Here is an 18,794-nt window from a genome sequence, read left to right as displayed (position 1 = left end):
CGTGAGGTTCGTGAAGAGATAGCTCGGTGGGAAGTTTGATGATAACAGGCGCAAAAATGATGATAACTTTCAAAAAATGATGATAAATCGATAAAAATGATGATAAAAACAGAGAAATGATGATATCGATGTGAAAAAGCCTGCATTACTAGCAGGCTTTCTAAGTATTTACGGTAATGCGACACTTCTTGATTGAACGTATAAGCTATACCATTCATCGCGAGTTAAGGTTAGGTTCATGGCTTCGGCGGATGCTCTAATACGAGCAGGGTTGATCGTACCGATAACGGGTTGAATCGCAGCTGGGTGTCTCATTAGCCAAGCAAGGACAATCGCTTCAAGTGACGTTTGTTTTTCATCGGCAAGCTGCTTTACAAGGGCAGCGGTATTTTTAACTGTGTCGCGTTCGTTATCAATATTTTTTCCGGAAAACAAGCCCTGTGCAAGAGAGCCCCATGCTTGTAGCTGGATGTTTTCCATTTGACAAAATTCGAGTGTCCCTTCAGGAAATACGTTATTACGAGCTGCTGCTTGGTTTACGTGGACACCAGTATCGAGCCAGCCGAGTTTATGTAAACTCATTTCTAATTGATTAACGATTATTTTCTCATTGCAGTGCTGCTGCAACAATCTGATTTGCCCCGCACTCATGTTGGAAACACCAAAATAGCGGACTTTACCAGAAGATTTTAGCTCATGAAAGGCTTCTCCAACTTCATGTGAATCCATTAACGCATCAGGACGGTGGAGTAAGAGAATATCTAAGTAGTCGATACCAAGTCTTGTTAGGATCCCATCAACGCTTTTTAAAATATAGGATTTTGAAAAATCATACCGAGTCGGAAGCCCTTTTTCTTGATCAGAAAAATGAATGCCGCATTTTGATGGTCGTTTCGTTTGATTGAAGGAATGGGAGGAAAACTAAAGATAGATAGTGAATTTGATAAAGGGACAACCTTTATTATGCATTTTCCGCTATTAAGTGCCACTAAGAAAGATTGAAGAATGAACATGGTGAATATCAATTTTAACTTCTAGAGATAATAAATGTGGAGAATTAAGTTTCTAGGAGGTATTCACGTGGATAAAGAACAAAACAAAAAAATGAGCAATAAGCAACAGTCAGTACAAAGTGCAGTTGATAATGCGGAAGCAAAACAAGCGAAATCCGTCCAAGAAGACGGCTTTCGCTATGATTATGATGATTCTTCAGACTTAAAAAAATAAGACACAGTACAAGAAGAAAATCCGCTTTTCGTGGGTTTTTTTCTTTTTGAAACATACTTTGAAAAGGTGAATGTTCTTGAGGTCCATCGTGTTCTTTCAAAGATGAAGCCGGCTTTTATCAATTGAGAGGAAGTGAATAAATGAAGGTTATTATTGTTTTTGGACCACAAGCCGTTGGGAAAATGACGGTAGGCCGTGAATTAGAAAACGTAACAGGATTAAAATTATTCCATAATCATATGACGCTTGAACTACTCTATCCGTTTTTTGGCTTCAGTAGTGAAACTTGGCGATTATCAACGCTATTTCGAAAAGAAATATTTAAAGTTGTTTCTGAAAATAATACAATTAATGGCCTCATCTTTACCTTTGTTTGGGCTTTTGATCAACAGGAGGACTGGGATTTTGTAGAGGAGGTATGTGAAATCTTTGAATCGAATGGAGGTGAGATTTATTTTGTTGAACTTGAGGCAGAGATAGAAGCTAGACTCGAGCGAAATAGAAGTCCATATAGGCTAGAACATAAGCTAACAAAGAGAAATATCGAACAGTCGGAACTTGAATTGAAAAACAGTATGCAAAAGTACAGGTTAAACTCTAATGAAGGAGAAATTCAAAAAGAGAATTATATGAAAATAAATAACACAACGTTAAGTCCAGAAGAAACAGCCCAAATGATTAAAAAAGAATTTCGATTATAGGAGAATGAACGGTTGCTATTAAACTATGATTATGATAAATTATTAAACCTAGCTGTAGATTATTACCCGGAAATACAATTGCGTAGAATTAATTAGTGTGGTACATTATTAAAAGTTTATATTAGATATAATTTAATTTATATATATAAAATATCATAAAATATGTTGCGTGGAATAAATTATTATGTTATGATAATAAATGTCAATAAGAGATGCGACGAACAAGTTCTTTTATACAGGCTACGTTGTTCGTGTAAATACATGTTTCAACCTTTAAGCTTATATCGGGAGTTTTACATTGTATTGTGGATGACAAGCCTTGAACGCTAGAGGACGTCTGAAACAGTTCTGCAAACACCCACTTTTAGAAGTGGTGGTTTGAAACTCGATGATTGAAACGGCAAATGTGGCTTTAAAAAGGTTTGGAAAAAGTTACTTGTTGTTAAATGATTAATATTCCTGTCGCTAGAATGCGGCGGACAAGTTTTGGTGGCGATAGCGAAGAGGTCACACCCGTTCCCATGCCGAACACGAGCGTTAAGCTCTTTTGCGCTGATGGTAGTTGGAGGATTCCTCCTGCGAGAGTAAGACGTTGCCAAGCAGATAAAGCATAGCCCAATCGGGTTATGCTTTTTTGAATTGTACAAAAATTGCGTGTAGGTGGTGAAAAAGATGTGTCCGTAAGATATTTGTGACGGCAAAAAGCTTGTCCTGTGTAAGAATTTTAATAAAACTGCTTTATTTCCATTAAAGTTTTTGGAAGTAAGCATATAATCAGTAAAAATTTATAAACTCAGGTATGATTGACAAAGGTTTTCAATATTCATCACAAACTCAAAAGAAGGAACTATATGGTGCTCTAAGGAGAGAGAAAGATGCTATCTTTTATAATAAATAAACTTTTTGTTTATTCACTCGTTGCTTTTATTCTATTATATTTTCTTTCAACAGTCTGGAACCTAACTCTTCTGGGGGAATTTATTTCTGGTGCGGGTTTATTGATGCTTTTATCTATTTTTTTTGTAAGTTCGAAACGGAGTATGATTCTCCCTGTTTGTTTAATCACTGTTTCAATTGTTATTTTGGGAGTTACTTCTTCCTCTCCGGTTGTTTTATGGATAGGACTGCGCGAGATGAGTTCGATTATCCCGCTTGTTATTTTGTTTAGTCTTGTCAGTTGGATAATTGGCGACCGGCCTTATGTAAAAGCTCTTTTGATTTGTGGTAAACAATATATTACAACGCCAACTCGGTTTTATACTCTTGTTGCGGCTTTGTCACACTTTGTTTCTTCCTTTATGACAGTTGGAGGGATTCCTTTTGTGTATCATATGTTTCGTAACGCGAAAAAAGAGTCAGCTGTAAAGGAGGCATGGGATTTTACTTTAAGTAGTGCAATTATGAGGGGTTTTACATTAACAGTATTATGGACGGCTGTCCATCCGGCGTTTGCTTATGTGATTGCAGGTACAAATGCTCCGTTATTACCAACAATGGTAAAGGGGTTTGGTTTGGCTTGTGTCGGCTTTATTCTTTGTGTAATTATGTACCGTTTGCAACTGAATCGGAAGCAAATTACCTTTGAGGTCATACCTGATCTCTCAGCACGATCTGATGAAAGCCTCGATGGGCTTGTTGGGAAATTTTTGTTTTGGGTTGCGCTTCTTATGGGGGGGATTTTAGCTATGACACAATGGCTAAACATAAACATTTTGCTTTCGGCCCCTGTTATTATTGTTGTAATTACAACGCTTTATTTTGTTAGTAATCGAAACGTAGCACAGTATAAACGTTTGTGGATTCGTCTAGTGACAGAGGATTTAGGGAAAAAGAAAAAGGAAATGCTCCTAATTTTTCTGCAGGCGTTTTAGTTGGAACCCTAAAGGAAACAGGTTATGGGCAGGAATTATTTTCATTCTTTTTAGTAGCTATCAACTGGTTGAACGTAAATATCCTAGTTGGTTTAACTTTCGTTGTGATCTTACTCGGCTTTTGTGGTTTTCCGCCTATTCCGGTGATGGTGCTACTTTCTGGAATTTTAAGTGGAGTTCCAGGTGGTTATCCGACTGATTTAGTAGCATTGTCATTATTACTTGGTGTTTCTGTGACAATTATTATTGCACCTGTTACTGTTCCTTTACTATTAATTAGTAGTCAAAACGGACGAAGTTTAATTGATAATGGCTTCCGTACAAATATTTTGTTTGCCGTGATGCTTCTTTTAGTGGGTCTCCTGTATATTCAGTTATTAACGTTGGTTTAAGGTGAGGTTATGAGGTGAGTTATAATAACATTACATCTATGAAAATGAGATAATGAGACTGTTTCTTTGTAAAGCATGATAAATGCACTTATCTTAGTTGAGCCCAGACGTTTCTAAGCAAAAAAGAGGCAGTGCCAAAGATTTTTTTAAACCTTTTGGCACTGCCTTACTTGCTTTAAGTTTTTTAGATAGCACCTTTTTGAATTAATCGAAGCTTTATGTAGTATCCTTGGATTTAATGAAATACTTTCTAAATATCCAAATGAATACAGCAAATAGTATTATTGTACCAGCTAACCACTCGCCAATTTGTTCAAGGTGTGCTAGAAAACTTAATCCGTCCAATAGTAGGTGTTGAATAATTGCTGGTAACACACTTTTATAGTAAATGGTTAACACAATAACTGGTATAGCACCTAAAGCGAGTGGGAGAAATGTTGCCAGTGGATAATCAAAGGTGTGCATAAGGCCAAAAAGACACGACGTTAATACGCTTGCTGTAATAAATCTAACATAAATATTTCCTAGCAATAATGAGAAAAAGCCAAGAAAGGTAAGCAGTCTAAATATTTCTTCTCCAAATCCAATGAAGGGAAGAAGGGATAGGTTCTTAAAGAAAACATAAATACTATCTTCTTTTCCAGCGATTCCTTGTGGATCTGAACCGACTAATAAAATTCCTAAATAGGTTAAAATCATATTTGCCACGTAAATAATAATTGCTATTTTGAAGGTTTTTTTCCATGAATAATTAACTTTTTGTAGGTAGTTTAATAAGTCCTGTCCGCCAATTAGAAAGCCAAGGATTGTAATAGAAGAATACATAATGAGTATTTGCAAATAAACAGAGCTTAAAAATTGTTCATTTATTAACGTAATTGGTATAAATACTGTAGCTAAACTTAATATTGCTCTAGGAGTAGAGAAAGATCCTACTAGTTCAAGTCGTTTAGTCAGTAAAGACATGTCGAAAAGCTTCATGATAACCTCCATAAGAATTAAGGCTTGTATATATTTATGTGAAAATCTGTGGTCTAGAAGCTTGGAAATTAAATGGTGAGAAAATGGAATTTCTCCAATAGCGAAATGGATACAGAGACCAGAGGAATCCAAAGAGTTTAGAGAACTGGCAGAAGAGTCGTCAAAGGCTTCTTCCAGTCGTTATCGAACAGTCAACATTGCCGGAACTTGATAGAAATGAGCATTTTTTTATAAAGCTTTAAATGAATATACTACGCGTGTTTTGAGCAATCTTTTTTCAGAACACGCTTTTTCTATTTGGCGTTTTATCAAGGTTTATAGAGTGAATTTAGTCAAATGTTCTTTCTAGGTGCTACATTTCACATATTTTAGAAAAGCTCAAGATTGGGGAGAGTAAGTTTAAAAGGGGGTGTTCACTTGTATTCATTTAGTGATTATAAAGTAACAGAAAGTAAAAATGGATGTGACGTACTTTTGTATATGAGTCAATCCTATGAGGAGATTTCGGAGGAGTTAGGGAGACGGGCTGAAGATAAAGAAACGCTTGAGAAAGAAGCTACTCGTTTTATAAAAAATAAACTCCCTGACTTAAAAGAAGGCGTTGTCAAGATAATGGGAGGAGCTTTGCTAGTGACTTCCTTCGTGTTAGGTACAGAGAAAAGTGTTACAGCTGAGACAGACGATGCAACCGAGCAGGATAAACGATTACTAACTGTTAAGGATGAGAAGCGCGCTGAGCGTTCTATGACCGATTCAATAGAAGGGGATGAAGGGTCTCTCTTAACAGATGCGTCTTTAGATATTGAAGACATCTTACAGCCTTATGAAGAAACAGATAATCTATTGTCTGAAATCAATAAACTGCCGAATTTGGAAGAGTCAATAGTGATTCCGGAACGAACCGAAAAAGAAATTGAAATGGATGAAGATGATCTCGAATGGCTTGCTAAAATGATTTATTGTGAGGCGAGAGGTGAATCAATCGAGGGGCAGATTGCTGTTGGTGCAGTGATTATAAATCGAATAGAACATGAAGAGTTTCCTGAACGTGTAAAAGACGTCATATTAGAGGAACATGGTGGTCACTATCAATTTAGTCCAGCAGCAAGTGGCGAAATCTATTCTGCTGAACCCGATGCTAAGAGTATTGAAGCAGCAAAACGAGCAATACGAGGTGAGGATCCGACAAACGGCTCTCTCTATTTTTTTAATCCGGACAAAACCGATGATCAGTGGATTCGGAGTCGGACGGTTTCTAAAGTGATAGGAAATCATGTTTTTTCGTTTTGATAACATCCTTTAAAATTGAATAGTTTATATTAAAACAAATATTCCGCTGTTTATTATTTATTGGGTGGCTCAACCCCGACCACCCAATAAAAATGCACATAAAAAGGAAGAAGGTCCTTAGTCACTCTATACGAATGGACAGCCTGTTTTAAGGGGGCAAGAAAAAATTTCAGAAATTTTGTTTTAATCTAGTATTTTTAAGAATTTACCTGTTTTGATTCTTCTCGAAGCAATGTGCGGAGCCAGTGCTGCTTTCTATTATGACTTTCAAGGGGCTTTTCAGTGGCCTCCATAATCCCCCCTTCCTTATAAAGAAAATAAATAAGGGACATACTAAAAAGTAGTATATAAAGAGGGAGGCAACAATCTTGAGTACACAAGAAAATGTAGTATCCATTTTTGCTTTAGGTGGTTTAAATGAAATCGGAAAAAATATGTATGCCATCGAATATGCGAATGATATATTCATTATTGACTGTGGGAATAAGTTTCCTGATGAAAGTTTATTAGGAATCGATTTAATTATTCCTGACATTAGTTACCTTATTGAAAATAAAGAAAAAGTTCGAGCGTTAATTGTTACACATGGGCATGAAGATCATATTGGGGGAATCCCATTCTTTTTGAAAAAATTAAATGTTCCTGTATATGCAACACGATTTACATTAGGTTTAATTGAATTAAAGCTAAGGGAGCATAAATTGTTAAGAGAGACTGAATTAATTGAGATTGATTCAAATTCGAATCTGACATTTGATGATATTCGTGTTGAATTTTTTAAAGTAAATCATAGTATTCCTGATTGTTTAGGGATTGTTTTTCGGACTCCAGAAGGAAATATCGTACATACAGGAGACTTTAAATTTGATTTGACCCCTGCGACGAAGGAGCATTCAGATGTTCACAAAATGGCTGAACTCGGAAAAGAAGGTGTGTTGCTTCTTCTTTCAGAAAGTACAAATGCTGAACGACCAGGCTTAACTCCATCTGAGCAAATGGTTGGAAAGCATGTTGAAGAGGCATTTATAAGAGCCGAGCGTAAAGTTATTGTATCTACGTTTGCTTCAAATATTAGTCGTGTTCAACAAGTTATAGATGCTGCATGGAAAACAGGGCGAAAGCTTGTCTTACTCGGTCGAAGTATGGTTAATGTCGTTGAAGTTGCAATGGAGCGGGGGTATTTAACTGTTCCTGATGGTATGTTGATTGATCAAAATCAAATTAACGATCTGGCTCCTGAGAACGTAGCGATTTTATGTACGGGAAGTCAAGGTGAACCGATGGCTGCGTTATCGCGTTTGTCTACGGGGAACTTCCGAGGGGTTGATGTACTGGCTGGAGATACGGTTATCTTTGCGGCAGGCCCAATTCCAGGGAATGAGAGAGGAATTACACGAATCGTCGATAATTTATTTACCCTTGGAGCGAATGTGATATATGGTTCGGGTAGCTCATCTGGAATGCATGTTTCTGGCCACGGCTACCAAGAGGACTTAAAGCTTATGCTTACATTAATGAAACCAAAATATTTAATCCCTATACACGGGGAATATCGAATGCTGCACCACCATCGTTTACTAGCTGAATCTGTTGGGGTTGAACAAGGAAACACGTTTATTATGAAAAATGGGGACGTAGTCGACATTCAACATTCTGTGGCAAGACAAACTCGTCACGTGCACGCTGGAAATACGTATGTTGATGGTGTCGGTGTTGGGGATGTAGGTGAAATTGTGTTACGTGACCGTAAGCAGCTTTCAGAGGATGGCATGTTAGTGATTGTTTTGACAATGAGTAAACGAGATGGCAAGCTTGTTTCAGATCCTGATACTATCTCTCGTGGATTTGTTTATAATAGAGATGCAGAGGAACTTTTACAAGATGTCAATCGCCTTATTTCAAAAACCGTTCATGATTTAACTAAAGCGGATAAACATCAATGGAATGCGATTAAACAAGCCGTGAAAAAATCAGTAGGACAATATCTCTTTGCACAAATTAAGAGAAAGCCGATGATTTTACCGATAATAATTGAAGTGTAATTAGAGATGAAGGCTGTGCCAAAAGGTTAATAAACACCCTTTTTGGCACAGCCTTTGTTTTATTTAGATTATGAAAATAGTCCAAGTATATTATTCCGGTTCCATCACAACCTAAGACAGTATGAATGTTTAAGTCGGATACAATAAAGGTGATGTTGATGGAATCAAGCTGGTTATCGATTCTCCCATTTTTAGTCGTTATTCCTGTTGCCATCTATACAAAACAAGTTCTACCCGGTCTATTTCTTGGCTTGTTAGTGGGGGCTTATCTGATGGAACCGACTATTCTTGGCGGGATCCAATCAATGTTCGTCTATGTTGTTCAAGCATTGATTGATACGAATAATATAAAAATTATTGTCTTTTTATATGCATTTTCTGGGCTTGTGGGCATGATTAAAATGACGGGAGGAATTAGAGGATTTGTTGAAAAAGCAGCGGAAAGAATCCAAACACGAAAACAAGCGCTTATGCTTACATATGTCTCAACGATAGGAACCTTCGTTGCTCCTACCTTTCGCTTTGTTACGATCGCGCCAATTATGAGAGCGTTGCTGAAAAAAGTAAAAATGACGACAGCGGAACTAGGTTTTGTAATTGAGACAACAGCTACACCTATTATCGTTCTCATCCCAGTAGCGACGGCATTTGTAGGTTATATGGTTTCGATTATTCAAATAGCAGCAGATAACCAAGGGATTACTTCTGATCCTTACTCATTATTTATCCAGAGTATTCCTTTTAACTTTTTTTCGATTGTAACCATTGTTTTAGGGGTATATTTAAGCTTTTTCCATCATTCGAAAGAAAAATCAAATGCTCCAATGCAAATTAACGAGCAGGAAGTAGAAGAAGAATTAGAGGATTGGCATGATTGTCATCCTTCGGTTGCGAAAGAATTACCGATAAAACCGATGAACCTTTTGCTTCCCTTGGTTTTAGTTATAGGTTTGACGTTATTTTTAACATGGTGGGATGGCCATGTTCAAGGCTTTGGTTTTTTGGAAGCATTTATTAAAGCGGATGTCCTTGATGCGATGGTGATTGCACTTATTATTACCGTGTTAGTATCGATGGCGTTCTATCTATTTCAACGCTTTAAGTTAGACGAACTTGTCGGTGGATTTATTGAGGGTGGAAATGAGTTAATGTCGGTCATTTTATTGCTATCGATTGTTTGGGGTCTTTCAGCTGTCACGGATGATTTAGGTTTTTCTGCTTTTGTTACAGCACATTCAGGTTGGATTCCACAAATGTTCATTGCTCCGCTCATTTTTATATTTGGTGCTGCGGTTTCATATTTTATCGGTTCGGCGTGGGGGACTTGGGGGATTTTAATGCCACTTGGCCTATCACTTGCAACCGTTGCGGATGTTTCGCTTCCGTTAGTCATCGGTGCTGTTTTTGCAAGTGGATCTTTCGGTGCCTTTGCTTCGCCGTTAAGTGATGATACGAATACAATTGCAAAAATATTAGGTCTTTCAGTTATGGATTACGCTAAATATAAATTAAAACCAGCATTAATTGCAGCTGGAATTACGTCCGTCTTATATGTAGGTGTTACGTTCATATTCTAATCCAATACACAATCGAAATAGTTAAGGCGAAAATCACATCGATTTTCGTCTTGTTATTGCATGTTAACGACAATAAAAAATCTCCGTAAAATGGTAAAATGTGAAATTAGAATATGGTACGATAGAAAGAGTGATAAAAGTAAAGAACGAAAGGAATGATTTTTTGATAAAAGTGTTAGAAATATATCAATAATTGCTCGTAACCTGGGGTAAGGGTGTGTTTGCTACCGTCCTTCGGTGTTACATAGGTAGGATTTGAGACAATTGGATTTATTCGTTTATTTTATTTAATATGTTTGGAAATAGATGATTTAATTGAAATGAAGAAAATAGTCTAAAGTTAATAGCTCCCTTTAAGTAACTAGATTAAAAAAAATTTGCTACTAAAAGGGAGGGTTCTGCTTACTTATACTTTGAACAAACTGTTTAGTCTGTTATTTGATGTTCTTACACGCCTGTTCTTTTTCTTTGGTTATTTTGCTTTTTTGTTTGTTGGCTTTTCATTTGTTTCGTGGCATGTGAGTGATGTTTTGCTTGTTTTTCTGATAAAGCTTGCTTTTTTTTGTTTTCAAGTTGCTGTTTGATTGCTTCTTGAAGACTAATTTTCTTTTTAGGTGTTTCGGTTGAATTTTGTTCTGTCATTGTGACGTTCCTTTCTCTACTGCTTACAATCGTAGTATGTTCAGTATAATCGAAAAGTATCAATATTACTTTATTTAATTTGGATTTTTTTATCATCGTGAACTAATAATAAGAATACTTATCTTGATGTTTTAGATTGATTTTTGGGGAGGGAGGCTGCAATTTTTTATAATTTCGTTAAACTATTGATGAGGATTATGATAAGTAAAGGCGAAAATTAGGGGTTGATGGTTTAACGGTAAACCCAAGCCTTAACCCTTACAAAGAGCTTGATTTTAAGGCTCTAGTTTATGTGTGGTTCTAGTCGTTGGTCGGACTTCTACTTTTATTAGCTTTTAAATAATTTATAATTATCATATAATAGTAGATATATTAATCTATAAATAATTATAATAAACAATATATGATAATAGACAGAAAAGATGTGTGACTTGGTCGCGCCTTAGCTAGGTGTGACGCCTACATAAAATTTAGTGAAAAGGTTGGTAAAAATGAGCAATAGAGAAACGAAAACAGACGTCATTTTAATTGGCGCCGGAATCATGAGTGCGACTTTAGGGACGCTCTTGAAAGAATTAGTACCAGAATGGGAAATTACAGTATTTGAAAAGCTTGCAAAAGCAGGGGAGGAAAGCTCTAACGAATGGAATAATGCAGGTACGGGGCATGCTGCACTTTGCGAGCTTAACTACACGAACGAAAAACCGGATGGCTCTATAGATATTAGTAAAGCTATAAGTGTTAATGAACAGTTTCAGGTTTCAATGCAGTTTTGGTCTTATCTAGTAAACAGCAATCTGCTCCAAAATCCACAGGACTTTATCATGTCATTGCCTCATATGAGTTTAGTGCAAGGTGAACAAAATGTAACATTTTTAAAGAAACGCTATGAAGCGCTGTCAAATAATCCACTATTCCATGGAATGGAGTTTTCCGATGAGCCGGAAAAGCTGATGGAATGGATTCCGCTTATTATGCAAGAACGCGCATCAAATGAACAGATAGCAGCAACAAAGATTGACTCAGGAACGGATGTCAACTTTGGCGCTTTAACACGCATGTTATTTGAACACTTAGAGAATAAAAATGTTGATATAAACTACAAACATGCTGTTAACAGTATTAAACGTACTAGTGACGGCATGTGGGAATTAAAGGTACGGAATGAGGATAGCGGTACTGTCGAACGACATACTGCGAAGTTCGTCTTTATCGGCGGCGGAGGAGGAAGTCTCCATTTACTTCAAAAATCCGGTATTTCTGAAGGGAAGGCTATTGGTGGGTTCCCGGTAAGCGGAATATTTATGGTATGTAATAATCCGGATGTTGTAGCACAGCATCATGCTAAAGTCTATGGCAAAGCGAAGGTTGGTGCTCCGCCTATGTCTGTTCCGCATCTTGATACACGATTTATTGACAATAAAAAAGAATTGCTATTTGGACCGTTTGCCGGCTTCTCACCAAAGTTTTTAAAGCACGGTTCAATGTTTGATTTAATCACTTCCGTAAAACCGGATAATCTCTTAACGATGCTGGCAGCAGGTGCAAAAAACATGTCATTGACAAAATACCTAATCCAGCAAGTGATGTTATCAAAAGAAAAACGTATGGAAGAGCTACGCGAGTTTATCCCGAATGCAAAAAGTGAGGATTGGGATTTAGTAGTAGCGGGCCAACGTGTGCAAGTAATTAAGGATACTGAAGCTGGTGGCAAAGGAACGCTTCAATTTGGTACGGAAGTGGTTAGTGCCGCTGATGGTTCGATAGCAGCATTACTTGGTGCTTCTCCTGGTGCTTCTACTGCTGTTTCCGTCATGCTTGAAGTCATGACAAAATGTTTCCCTGAACATATGAAAGAGTGGGAACCGAAAATCAAAGAAATGATTCCTTCTTATGGCGTTTCATTAATGGAAAACCCAGAGCTTCTCCACGAAATTCATACTTCAACAGCGCAGATTCTTGGTCTAAGCGAAAAAGAACAGGTATTAGTTCATTCTTTGGATGAAGAAGCAAAGGTATTGAATGAAAAAGTTTAAGCATCAAGATTCATTAATGAACGAATTGTTTTAATAATAATATGGATTGAAAAATACAGATATAAAATGAAACATTTACTCATTGGAACTAAAACAATGAACCTTTGATCTACTTTGGATTGAAGGTTCTTTTTTAAAGATTTGCGGCTAGAGAGTGCAGTAAAGCGTATCATACTTAACTGCAAACTCTAAAAAATTGATATTGTATTTAGTCCAAACCATTCCTTAAAACGATAGCTTCCTTTAGACTATTTTAATAAAATAAAGAGACAAGCCCAATTACGTGGTAATGGGTTTGTCTCTTTATGTTCTATTTACTTTCTGTAGTAAACGGAGATGCTGGTAAACCTTCTTTGTTATAAAGGTTTGCACCCTCAGGGTTATCTAACCATGCATACCTAACATGACACGGATCTTTAATCTGTTCATGGCTAACGATGACCTTGTTGTCACGTAAAAATGCATTAGCAGGAACAAACTTCCCGTCCGTGCCACAGATGGTGAAATACTTTAGGTTACCATCACGTGCAGTTAAACCACTCCCTACATGATCAAAGGATAGATGAATGGAATTTCCGATATGTTCCATTCTTTTATACTGTGGTCCACTATATACAATGTCCTCATGGTAAGCTTTATTTATGGCACCTAATGCAAGGCGCTTTCCTAACGTCTTCTTATCTTGTGGATGTAAGTCGTTATATTCTCCAATATCAATTGCCACAGCCATTGCCGTATTAGAGGTATTAAGAGCCAGGCGTTGTTCTTCCCGAAGCACTGCCCAGTTTGCTTCGTCTGGATTCGTATCACTAGTCTCAAAATTTGCAAGCTGAGTATAGATAAATGGAACTGCATCGCTCTTCCAATTTTCTCGCCAATCATTCATTAACGCATTAAAAAGTCTACTGTAGCCTTTGGGATGTTGTGTATTTGATTCCCCTTGGTACCAAAGGACGCCCTTCATACAATAATTTCCGAGTGGTGCAATCATTCCATTGTAAACACCTGCTGGTTTATATTGAAAAAAAGTGGGCGGTTCAAGAGTTTCTGTTATGGCACCAATCCTGTATTTCCACGTCCCTTGTAGGTTTAGTTCTTTACCATTGGCAATAAGCTTATAAGGCATACCCTTTACAAATCCACCAGTTGTTTGTGTGCTAATTACACGGACGGTAATGGAGTTTGTACCAGACTTTAATAACCCTTCTGGAATAAGGTAGCGTCTAGGTGGATACTTATAGCCAGTAGTTCCAATACATGTACCATTGATATAAGTTTCGTCTGCGTCTATGATCGTCCCTAGCACCAATTTTGCTTCGTTTTCTAGCATCGAAGAAGGAAGGTTAAACTCTTTTCTGAACCAGACAGAACCTCTGATGTTTTCAAGGTTACTGTCTTTCCAAGAATTCGGGATTTCAAACTCATCCCAATCATCTACATTCATGGTGGAATCATACCAACTTATATCCTTCAGCCCTGGATCTTTGGCATTTAAATTCTTATACCAAAGGTCATGTCGTTCTTCGTCGCTACGCTTTTTCTCGGCAATGTGGAAATCATTTTTACAATAATCTAAATCCGCATCGTAACCTCCGATCTTTCGTAAGGTTTTCTCGCTGATCCAAGCCTCAATAGGTGTTCCACCAACGGCTGTCTGAATTAACCCGATTGGTACACAATACTTTTCGTATAGTTCCTTTGCGAAAAAATAACCAACTGCACTAAAATTCATGACATCAGGATGAGTCGCGCTCGTCCAGGTTCCACCTACTAAATATTGCTCTGGCTTATGAAAATTGTAGTTCTGAGGAACAGAGAATTGACGGATAAAAGGTTCATTAGCATCTTTTATTTCATCGGAAAACAAGTCAAGTGTACGATTTATAGGCAGCTGCATGTTGGATTGCCCTCCAAGCACCCATACATCACCGATTAAAATATCTTGAATAACTATTTTTTCTTCTGCGACAATCTCCATATGATAGGGGCCGCCTGGTTCTAAATTCTCTAAGTTAATCGACCAATCTCCGTTACTATCTGAAGTTGTCTCGTATGATTTTTCAAGAAAAGTTAGACACACTTTCTGGAAATGTTTCGTATTTCCAGATATGGTTACTTGTTTATTACGTTGTATAACCATGCCGTCGCTAATAATGCTAGATAGTTTCATAATTTCCACCTTTCATGTTAGAGCAGCTGTGTTGACATAATCATAGCTAAATATTGTTATTTGGGCAAACGTTTAATCCAGATGTGTAAAAAAATAGAATCAAAGATGGGGTGGGAATGAATCTGAACTATACTAAATGAATGTGTAACAAGAAACTCCAATGATTTTTTAGTTATTTACCTAATAAAAAGCCAATTTTAATGATAAAATGGATAATGGTTCAACTATTGGCGCATCTTCTATTAAATTTACATCAACTATAATGAGAATAGATGAATTCTTTAATTTAAGGGTTAATATCGAGAAAGTGTACGAAGTTGAAGGAGGTCCTTATGAAGAGAATTGCGATAGATATGGACGAAGTAATGGCGGATTTCGTTCCAAAGCATTTAGCCTATTTTAATCGACGTTTTCAAGAAAAACTTACAATAGAAGATTTGCATGGTACCCGACTTAGATTAATACGACCACACTTAAAAGAGGAGTTGACGAAACACTTAAGTGACCCTTCCTTTTTTCGTGATTTACCAGTTATGAAGGATAGTCAACAAGTGATAAAGGAATTAAGTGAACAGTACGAAATATTTATTACAACAGCAGCAATGGAGGTTCCTGCGTCATTTACTGCGAAATATGAATGGTTGAAGGAGCATTTTGGCTTTTTAAATGATATGAATTTTGTTTTTTGTGGAGACAAAAGTATTATTAATGCCGATTATTTAATTGATGACAATGCAAGACATTTCAAACGCTTTTCGGGTCAGGGAATATTGTTCACATCTCATCTCAATGTTAATGTAACTGGTTATGTGAGGGTAAACAATTGGCAAGATGTTCGGGAGTTTTTCCTGAGATAATGTATATTGAGGCCGAAATGTGGTAGATGTTAGTTGCATTGGTTCGTATTAGAAGGGGCGAAAATAATGAATTTGCTCTTTTTATAATGGAATCGTTTGTGTATTGATGTGAAGGGGATAGCATCGTGCTTGTTTTATTGTTTATATGCTTACTTGGAGGAGCTTTTTTTATTCATTTATTTCAAAAGGTTATTTTCAGAAAAGAAGAGCCGAGTTTGAACGATCTTTGGATTAAGCTTGAGAATCAGGATTGGTTTAAACAGCTGTTAGAAAATCCAAATACAAAAAAGTGGATTATAGACAATAAGAAAAAAGGGTTATTAGTAGATCCATACTATGTCCAAAAAATAATTGAAAACGATATGCATCGTGAAACATTTATCAAATATATTACAGAAAAAACGCAGTAACCTAATTTATTTGATTTAGGGATTAAGATGAGTAACTTACTTTCAGTTGTGGTTGAAGGTGGGTTATTTTTTTATGAATCTATTATATAAAGAACTGACAAAAAGACTTAGACAATCTCATTCCGTGAGAATCATACCAATGATGTGAAAATTATAATTAAATTTAAGGAAATTTATTACAAATCGATTTTTTTGTTATATCCTTTCTATATAATGAGAAGGGAGAAACTTATTATGAAAAAAGCATCTAAATGGGTAAAGAAAATTTTTTTATTTAGTATTGTGATAACGGTTGTTATTACAACTTCAATTTTTTCTTACCATCATTATCAACTAAGTTTGGAATCAGATTTAATTACGAATAAAGGAACACTTGTTGAGGTTAATAAAAAGAAGCTAAATGTTTATGTTGAGGGAGACGGGAAGGATACCTATGTATTCATGCCTGGAGCAGGGATAGCTGCCCCGATTTATGAAATGAAGGATTTGTACAGCAAGTTTTCGCAAGAGCATAAGATAGCGTTGGTTGAAAGAGCTGGCTATGGATATAGTGATATTTATTATGATGACAGGGACATTGATACAATTTTAGACCAAACAAGAAAATCGCTATTTTTAAGTGGAAATAAGCCTCCTTATGTTTTGGTGCCGCATTCTATATCAGGAATAGAAGCTATTTACTGGGCGCAAAAATATCCAGAAGAGGTTAAGGGTATCATTGCGTTAGATATTGGTTTACCTGTGGAGTACGTTGAAAATAAACTAGGTATAAGTCAATCGTTATTTATAAAAGGAATGAATCTTGTTACAAGCTTAGGAATTCATAGATTATTCCCTACTGCTACCTATGACCCTGAAGTAATCAAGCAATCCTTTTTGTCAGATGAAGAAAAAGAAATATTTAAAGCCATTTCTTTTAAAAAAGCTTTTAACAATGATATGGAGCGAGAGATTTTACAGAGCTATGATAATTCATTAAAATCAGTCGCCCTTCCATTACCGTACGATACTCCTATCCTATTCCTGTCTGCGTATACAGATCAAGATGAAAATTCTCATCATACTATCCAAAAAAACAAAAAATATGAAGCTACGGCCGAACAATTAGTTAAATCAGAAGTAATAAAAATCAAAGGCTCACACTCTATTTATTTATATGGTCCTGAAATGATATACGATCTTGCCATGGAATTTATCTATGGAAATGTAGAGTAGAAACAAGAGATTTATAATAGATTAAACATATAGGACTTAGATTTTGCAAGTATTGTGAATTTAGCGAGCGTATAGAATATCGTTACAAAGAGGTTTACGCTCTAAGCTCTGTGATAGCATAATAAATGTAGAGTATATTATAAAATGATTGCAGCGAACTTTTAGGTACGTGCTTTGAACGAATTAAATATGCTACAATGGGACAATTAAGAAAGCATTTATTTAGAGGTAAGGAGATAAGGATGAATAATTATAAATTAACTATTCAATACGATGGCGGACGCTATAAGGGCTGGCAACGCCTCGGTAAAGGAGAAAATACGATTCAAGGAAAGATTGAGTATGTTCTATCTGAACTTGTAGGGGACGATGTTGAGATTATTGGTTCTAGTCGAACGGATGCAGGCGTTCATGCTTTTGAGCAAATTGCAAATGTTAAAATTGATAAAAAGTTTACAGAATCTAAAGTGAAGAGTTATTTAAATCAATATTTACCTCAAGACATTAGTGTGACAGAGGTTATCTCGGTTCCTGAGCGTTTCCATGCTCGATATAATACAAAGGAAAAAACGTATTTGTATAAAATATGGAATGAACCTCATCCGAATCCGTTTATGCGCAAGTATAGTATGCATATTGATAAAAAGATGGATATAGTTAAGGTAAAAAAAGCGGCTGAATATTTTGTCGGTGAGCATGATTTCACGGCATATTCCAATGCGAAATCAAAGAAAAAGTCGATGGTACGCAAAATTCATTCAATACATATAGGAGAAAATGAAGGATTCATTGAGATTAGAATTCGAGGAAATGGCTTTCTCTATAATATGGTTAGAAAGATGGTTGGAACATTGATTGAAGTTGGATTAGGAGCAATGGAGGCAGAATCGATACCGGCTATCATCGAATCAAAAGAAAGAAATAAAACAGGTCGAATGGCGGAACCCAATGGGCTGTATTTAGAGAAGATTGATTTTTAGGAGTAAGCATCTCTTAATTTAATGGAAAACGATTTTTAAAGAAATCCACGTTCGACGCGAGCGTGGTTTATTTTTTGTAGAAGTGAGGTGTTGATTTTTGTCGAAGGGTATGATAAAGTTATAAATCTAGCTTGAAAAATAAATAAAATAATTCTTGCGCAGAACTTTGTTGTATGATACATTATTATATGTCTCCAACAATAAATTAAAGTCGTCATAAAAAAACTTTTAAATAAATGTTGCGTAGAATAAATTATTATGTTATAATAGTAATTGTCGCTGAGATGCGATAAACTAGTTCTTTGAAAACTGAACAAAAGCCAAGCGAAAAAGAGATTGTTTTATTTCGATAAAATCAAATCTCGTCAATTTATTTTTATTCGAGCTAATCAGCTCACCATTT

General features: G+C 36.2%; 15 protein-coding genes, 1 rRNA gene, 1 other RNA gene and 1 pseudogene. 14 read left to right on the top strand and 4 right to left on the bottom strand.

All coding sequences use genetic code 11. The features are described 5' to 3' along the window. Positions 1-168 precede the first annotated feature (168 nt). A pseudogene (locus B1R93_RS21610) lies at positions 169-885 on the bottom strand (aldo/keto reductase); the annotation flags it as partial. Between the two features lie 195 nt (positions 886-1,080). On the opposite strand from B1R93_RS21610, the gene B1R93_RS23170 reads away from it, so the two are divergent. From B1R93_RS23170 to B1R93_RS21585, 6 genes are all read left to right on the top strand, one after another. Next, positions 1,081-1,227, top strand: coding sequence for a hypothetical protein (locus B1R93_RS23170; RefSeq protein WP_165763914.1), 147 nt, complete (start codon positions 1,081-1,083; stop codon positions 1,225-1,227). 140 nt (positions 1,228-1,367) lie between these two features. Then, positions 1,368-1,928, top strand: a complete 561-nt coding sequence (locus B1R93_RS21605) for a DEAD/DEAH box helicase family protein (protein WP_088105984.1) — start codon at positions 1,368-1,370, stop codon at positions 1,926-1,928. 234 nt (positions 1,929-2,162) lie between these two features. After that, positions 2,163-2,345, top strand: a non-coding RNA gene (gene ssrS, locus B1R93_RS21600) — 6S RNA. A 68-nt stretch (positions 2,346-2,413) separates the two neighbouring features. Then, positions 2,414-2,529: ribosomal RNA gene (gene rrf, locus B1R93_RS21595) — 5S ribosomal RNA — on the top strand. A 274-nt stretch (positions 2,530-2,803) separates the two neighbouring features. Beyond that, positions 2,804-3,799 (top strand): hypothetical protein, encoded by a 996-nt coding sequence (locus B1R93_RS21590; RefSeq protein WP_088105983.1) that lies wholly within the window; start codon positions 2,804-2,806, stop codon positions 3,797-3,799. Continuing rightward, the gene (locus B1R93_RS21585; RefSeq protein WP_133058696.1) at positions 3,724-4,191 is read left to right on the top strand and encodes a hypothetical protein; all 468 of its coding nucleotides are present in this window, start codon (positions 3,724-3,726) and stop codon (positions 4,189-4,191) included. Before B1R93_RS21590 ends, B1R93_RS21585 begins: the two co-directional genes overlap by 76 nt. Positions 4,192-4,407: 216 nt before the next feature. Here the strand turns inward: B1R93_RS21585 and B1R93_RS21580 are convergent, their stop codons facing one another. After that, entirely contained in the window at positions 4,408-5,172 is a 765-nt protein-coding gene (locus B1R93_RS21580; RefSeq protein WP_088105981.1) for a CPBP family glutamic-type intramembrane protease, read from the bottom strand. A 417-nt stretch (positions 5,173-5,589) separates the two neighbouring features. Here B1R93_RS21580 and B1R93_RS21575 point away from each other — a divergent pair, with 417 nt between their 5' ends. The 3 genes from B1R93_RS21575 (at position 5,590) to B1R93_RS21565 (ending at position 10,081) form a co-directional block, all read left to right on the top strand. Next, complete coding sequence (locus B1R93_RS21575) at positions 5,590-6,462, top strand: cell wall hydrolase (RefSeq protein ID WP_088105980.1); 873 nt, start codon at positions 5,590-5,592, stop codon at positions 6,460-6,462. A 368-nt stretch (positions 6,463-6,830) separates the two neighbouring features. Continuing rightward, positions 6,831-8,504, top strand: a complete 1,674-nt coding sequence (locus tag B1R93_RS21570; RefSeq protein WP_088105979.1) for a ribonuclease J — start codon at positions 6,831-6,833, stop codon at positions 8,502-8,504. Positions 8,505-8,662: 158 nt separating this feature from the next. Next, positions 8,663-10,081, top strand: coding sequence for a Na+/H+ antiporter NhaC family protein (locus B1R93_RS21565; protein WP_088105978.1), 1,419 nt, complete (start codon positions 8,663-8,665; stop codon positions 10,079-10,081). A 447-nt stretch (positions 10,082-10,528) separates the two neighbouring features. Here B1R93_RS21565 and B1R93_RS21560 read toward each other — a convergent pair whose 3' ends face one another. Next, entirely contained in the window at positions 10,529-10,723 is a 195-nt protein-coding gene (locus B1R93_RS21560) for a hypothetical protein (protein WP_088105977.1), read from the bottom strand. A gap of 491 nt (positions 10,724-11,214) precedes the next feature. Here B1R93_RS21560 and B1R93_RS21555 point away from each other — a divergent pair, with 491 nt between their 5' ends. Then, positions 11,215-12,759 carry a malate:quinone oxidoreductase gene (locus B1R93_RS21555; protein WP_088105976.1) on the top strand — a complete coding sequence of 515 codons (1,545 nt, stop codon included), beginning with the start codon at positions 11,215-11,217 and terminating at the stop codon, positions 12,757-12,759. Between the two features lie 310 nt (positions 12,760-13,069). Here B1R93_RS21555 and B1R93_RS21550 read toward each other — a convergent pair whose 3' ends face one another. Further along, a complete protein-coding gene (locus tag B1R93_RS21550; RefSeq protein WP_088105975.1) occupies positions 13,070-14,929 on the bottom strand; it encodes a sialate O-acetylesterase in 1,860 nt (619 codons plus the stop codon). A gap of 332 nt (positions 14,930-15,261) precedes the next feature. On the opposite strand from B1R93_RS21550, the gene B1R93_RS21545 reads away from it, so the two are divergent. The 4 genes from B1R93_RS21545 (at position 15,262) to truA (ending at position 18,391) form a co-directional block, all read left to right on the top strand. Then, positions 15,262-15,786 (top strand): 5' nucleotidase, NT5C type, encoded by a 525-nt coding sequence (locus tag B1R93_RS21545; RefSeq protein WP_088105974.1) that lies wholly within the window; start codon positions 15,262-15,264, stop codon positions 15,784-15,786. A gap of 125 nt (positions 15,787-15,911) precedes the next feature. Further along, positions 15,912-16,196 carry a hypothetical protein gene (locus tag B1R93_RS21540; protein ID WP_088105973.1) on the top strand — a complete coding sequence of 95 codons (285 nt, stop codon included), beginning with the start codon at positions 15,912-15,914 and terminating at the stop codon, positions 16,194-16,196. 234 nt (positions 16,197-16,430) lie between these two features. Beyond that, positions 16,431-17,411 carry an alpha/beta fold hydrolase gene (locus B1R93_RS21535; RefSeq protein WP_088105972.1) on the top strand — a complete coding sequence of 327 codons (981 nt, stop codon included), beginning with the start codon at positions 16,431-16,433 and terminating at the stop codon, positions 17,409-17,411. A gap of 242 nt (positions 17,412-17,653) precedes the next feature. Continuing rightward, the gene (gene truA, locus B1R93_RS21530; protein WP_088105971.1) at positions 17,654-18,391 is read left to right on the top strand and encodes a tRNA pseudouridine(38-40) synthase TruA; all 738 of its coding nucleotides are present in this window, start codon (positions 17,654-17,656) and stop codon (positions 18,389-18,391) included. Positions 18,392-18,794: the final 403 nt, after the last annotated feature.

The sequence above is a fragment of the Halalkalibacter urbisdiaboli genome, assembly GCF_002156385.1.
Taxonomy (GTDB): domain Bacteria; phylum Bacillota; class Bacilli; order Bacillales; family Bacillaceae_D; genus Halalkalibacter_A; species Halalkalibacter_A urbisdiaboli.
Note: the sequence above shows the minus strand (reverse complement) of the source record. Positions and strands in the feature narration are given on the sequence as shown.

Bases quoted from the DNA above. Each gene is read 5' to 3' on its own strand.
- B1R93_RS21605 (WP_088105984.1), top strand. From the start codon at position 1,368: ATGAAGGTTATTATTGTTTTTGGACCACAAGCCGTTGGGAAAATGACG.
- B1R93_RS21590 (WP_088105983.1), top strand. From the start codon at position 2,804: ATGCTATCTTTTATAATAAATAAACTTTTTGTTTATTCACTCGTTGCT.
- B1R93_RS21580 (WP_088105981.1), bottom strand. From the start codon at position 5,172: ATGAAGCTTTTCGACATGTCTTTACTGACTAAACGACTTGAACTAGTA.
- B1R93_RS21565 (WP_088105978.1), top strand. From the start codon at position 8,663: ATGGAATCAAGCTGGTTATCGATTCTCCCATTTTTAGTCGTTATTCCT.
- B1R93_RS21560 (WP_088105977.1), bottom strand. From the start codon at position 10,723: ATGACAGAACAAAATTCAACCGAAACACCTAAAAAGAAAATTAGTCTT.
- B1R93_RS21555 (WP_088105976.1), top strand. From the start codon at position 11,215: ATGAGCAATAGAGAAACGAAAACAGACGTCATTTTAATTGGCGCCGGA.
- B1R93_RS21550 (WP_088105975.1), bottom strand. From the start codon at position 14,929: ATGAAACTATCTAGCATTATTAGCGACGGCATGGTTATACAACGTAAT.
- B1R93_RS21545 (WP_088105974.1), top strand. From the start codon at position 15,262: ATGAAGAGAATTGCGATAGATATGGACGAAGTAATGGCGGATTTCGTT.
- B1R93_RS21535 (WP_088105972.1), top strand. From the start codon at position 16,431: ATGAAAAAAGCATCTAAATGGGTAAAGAAAATTTTTTTATTTAGTATT.
- truA (WP_088105971.1), top strand. From the start codon at position 17,654: ATGAATAATTATAAATTAACTATTCAATACGATGGCGGACGCTATAAG.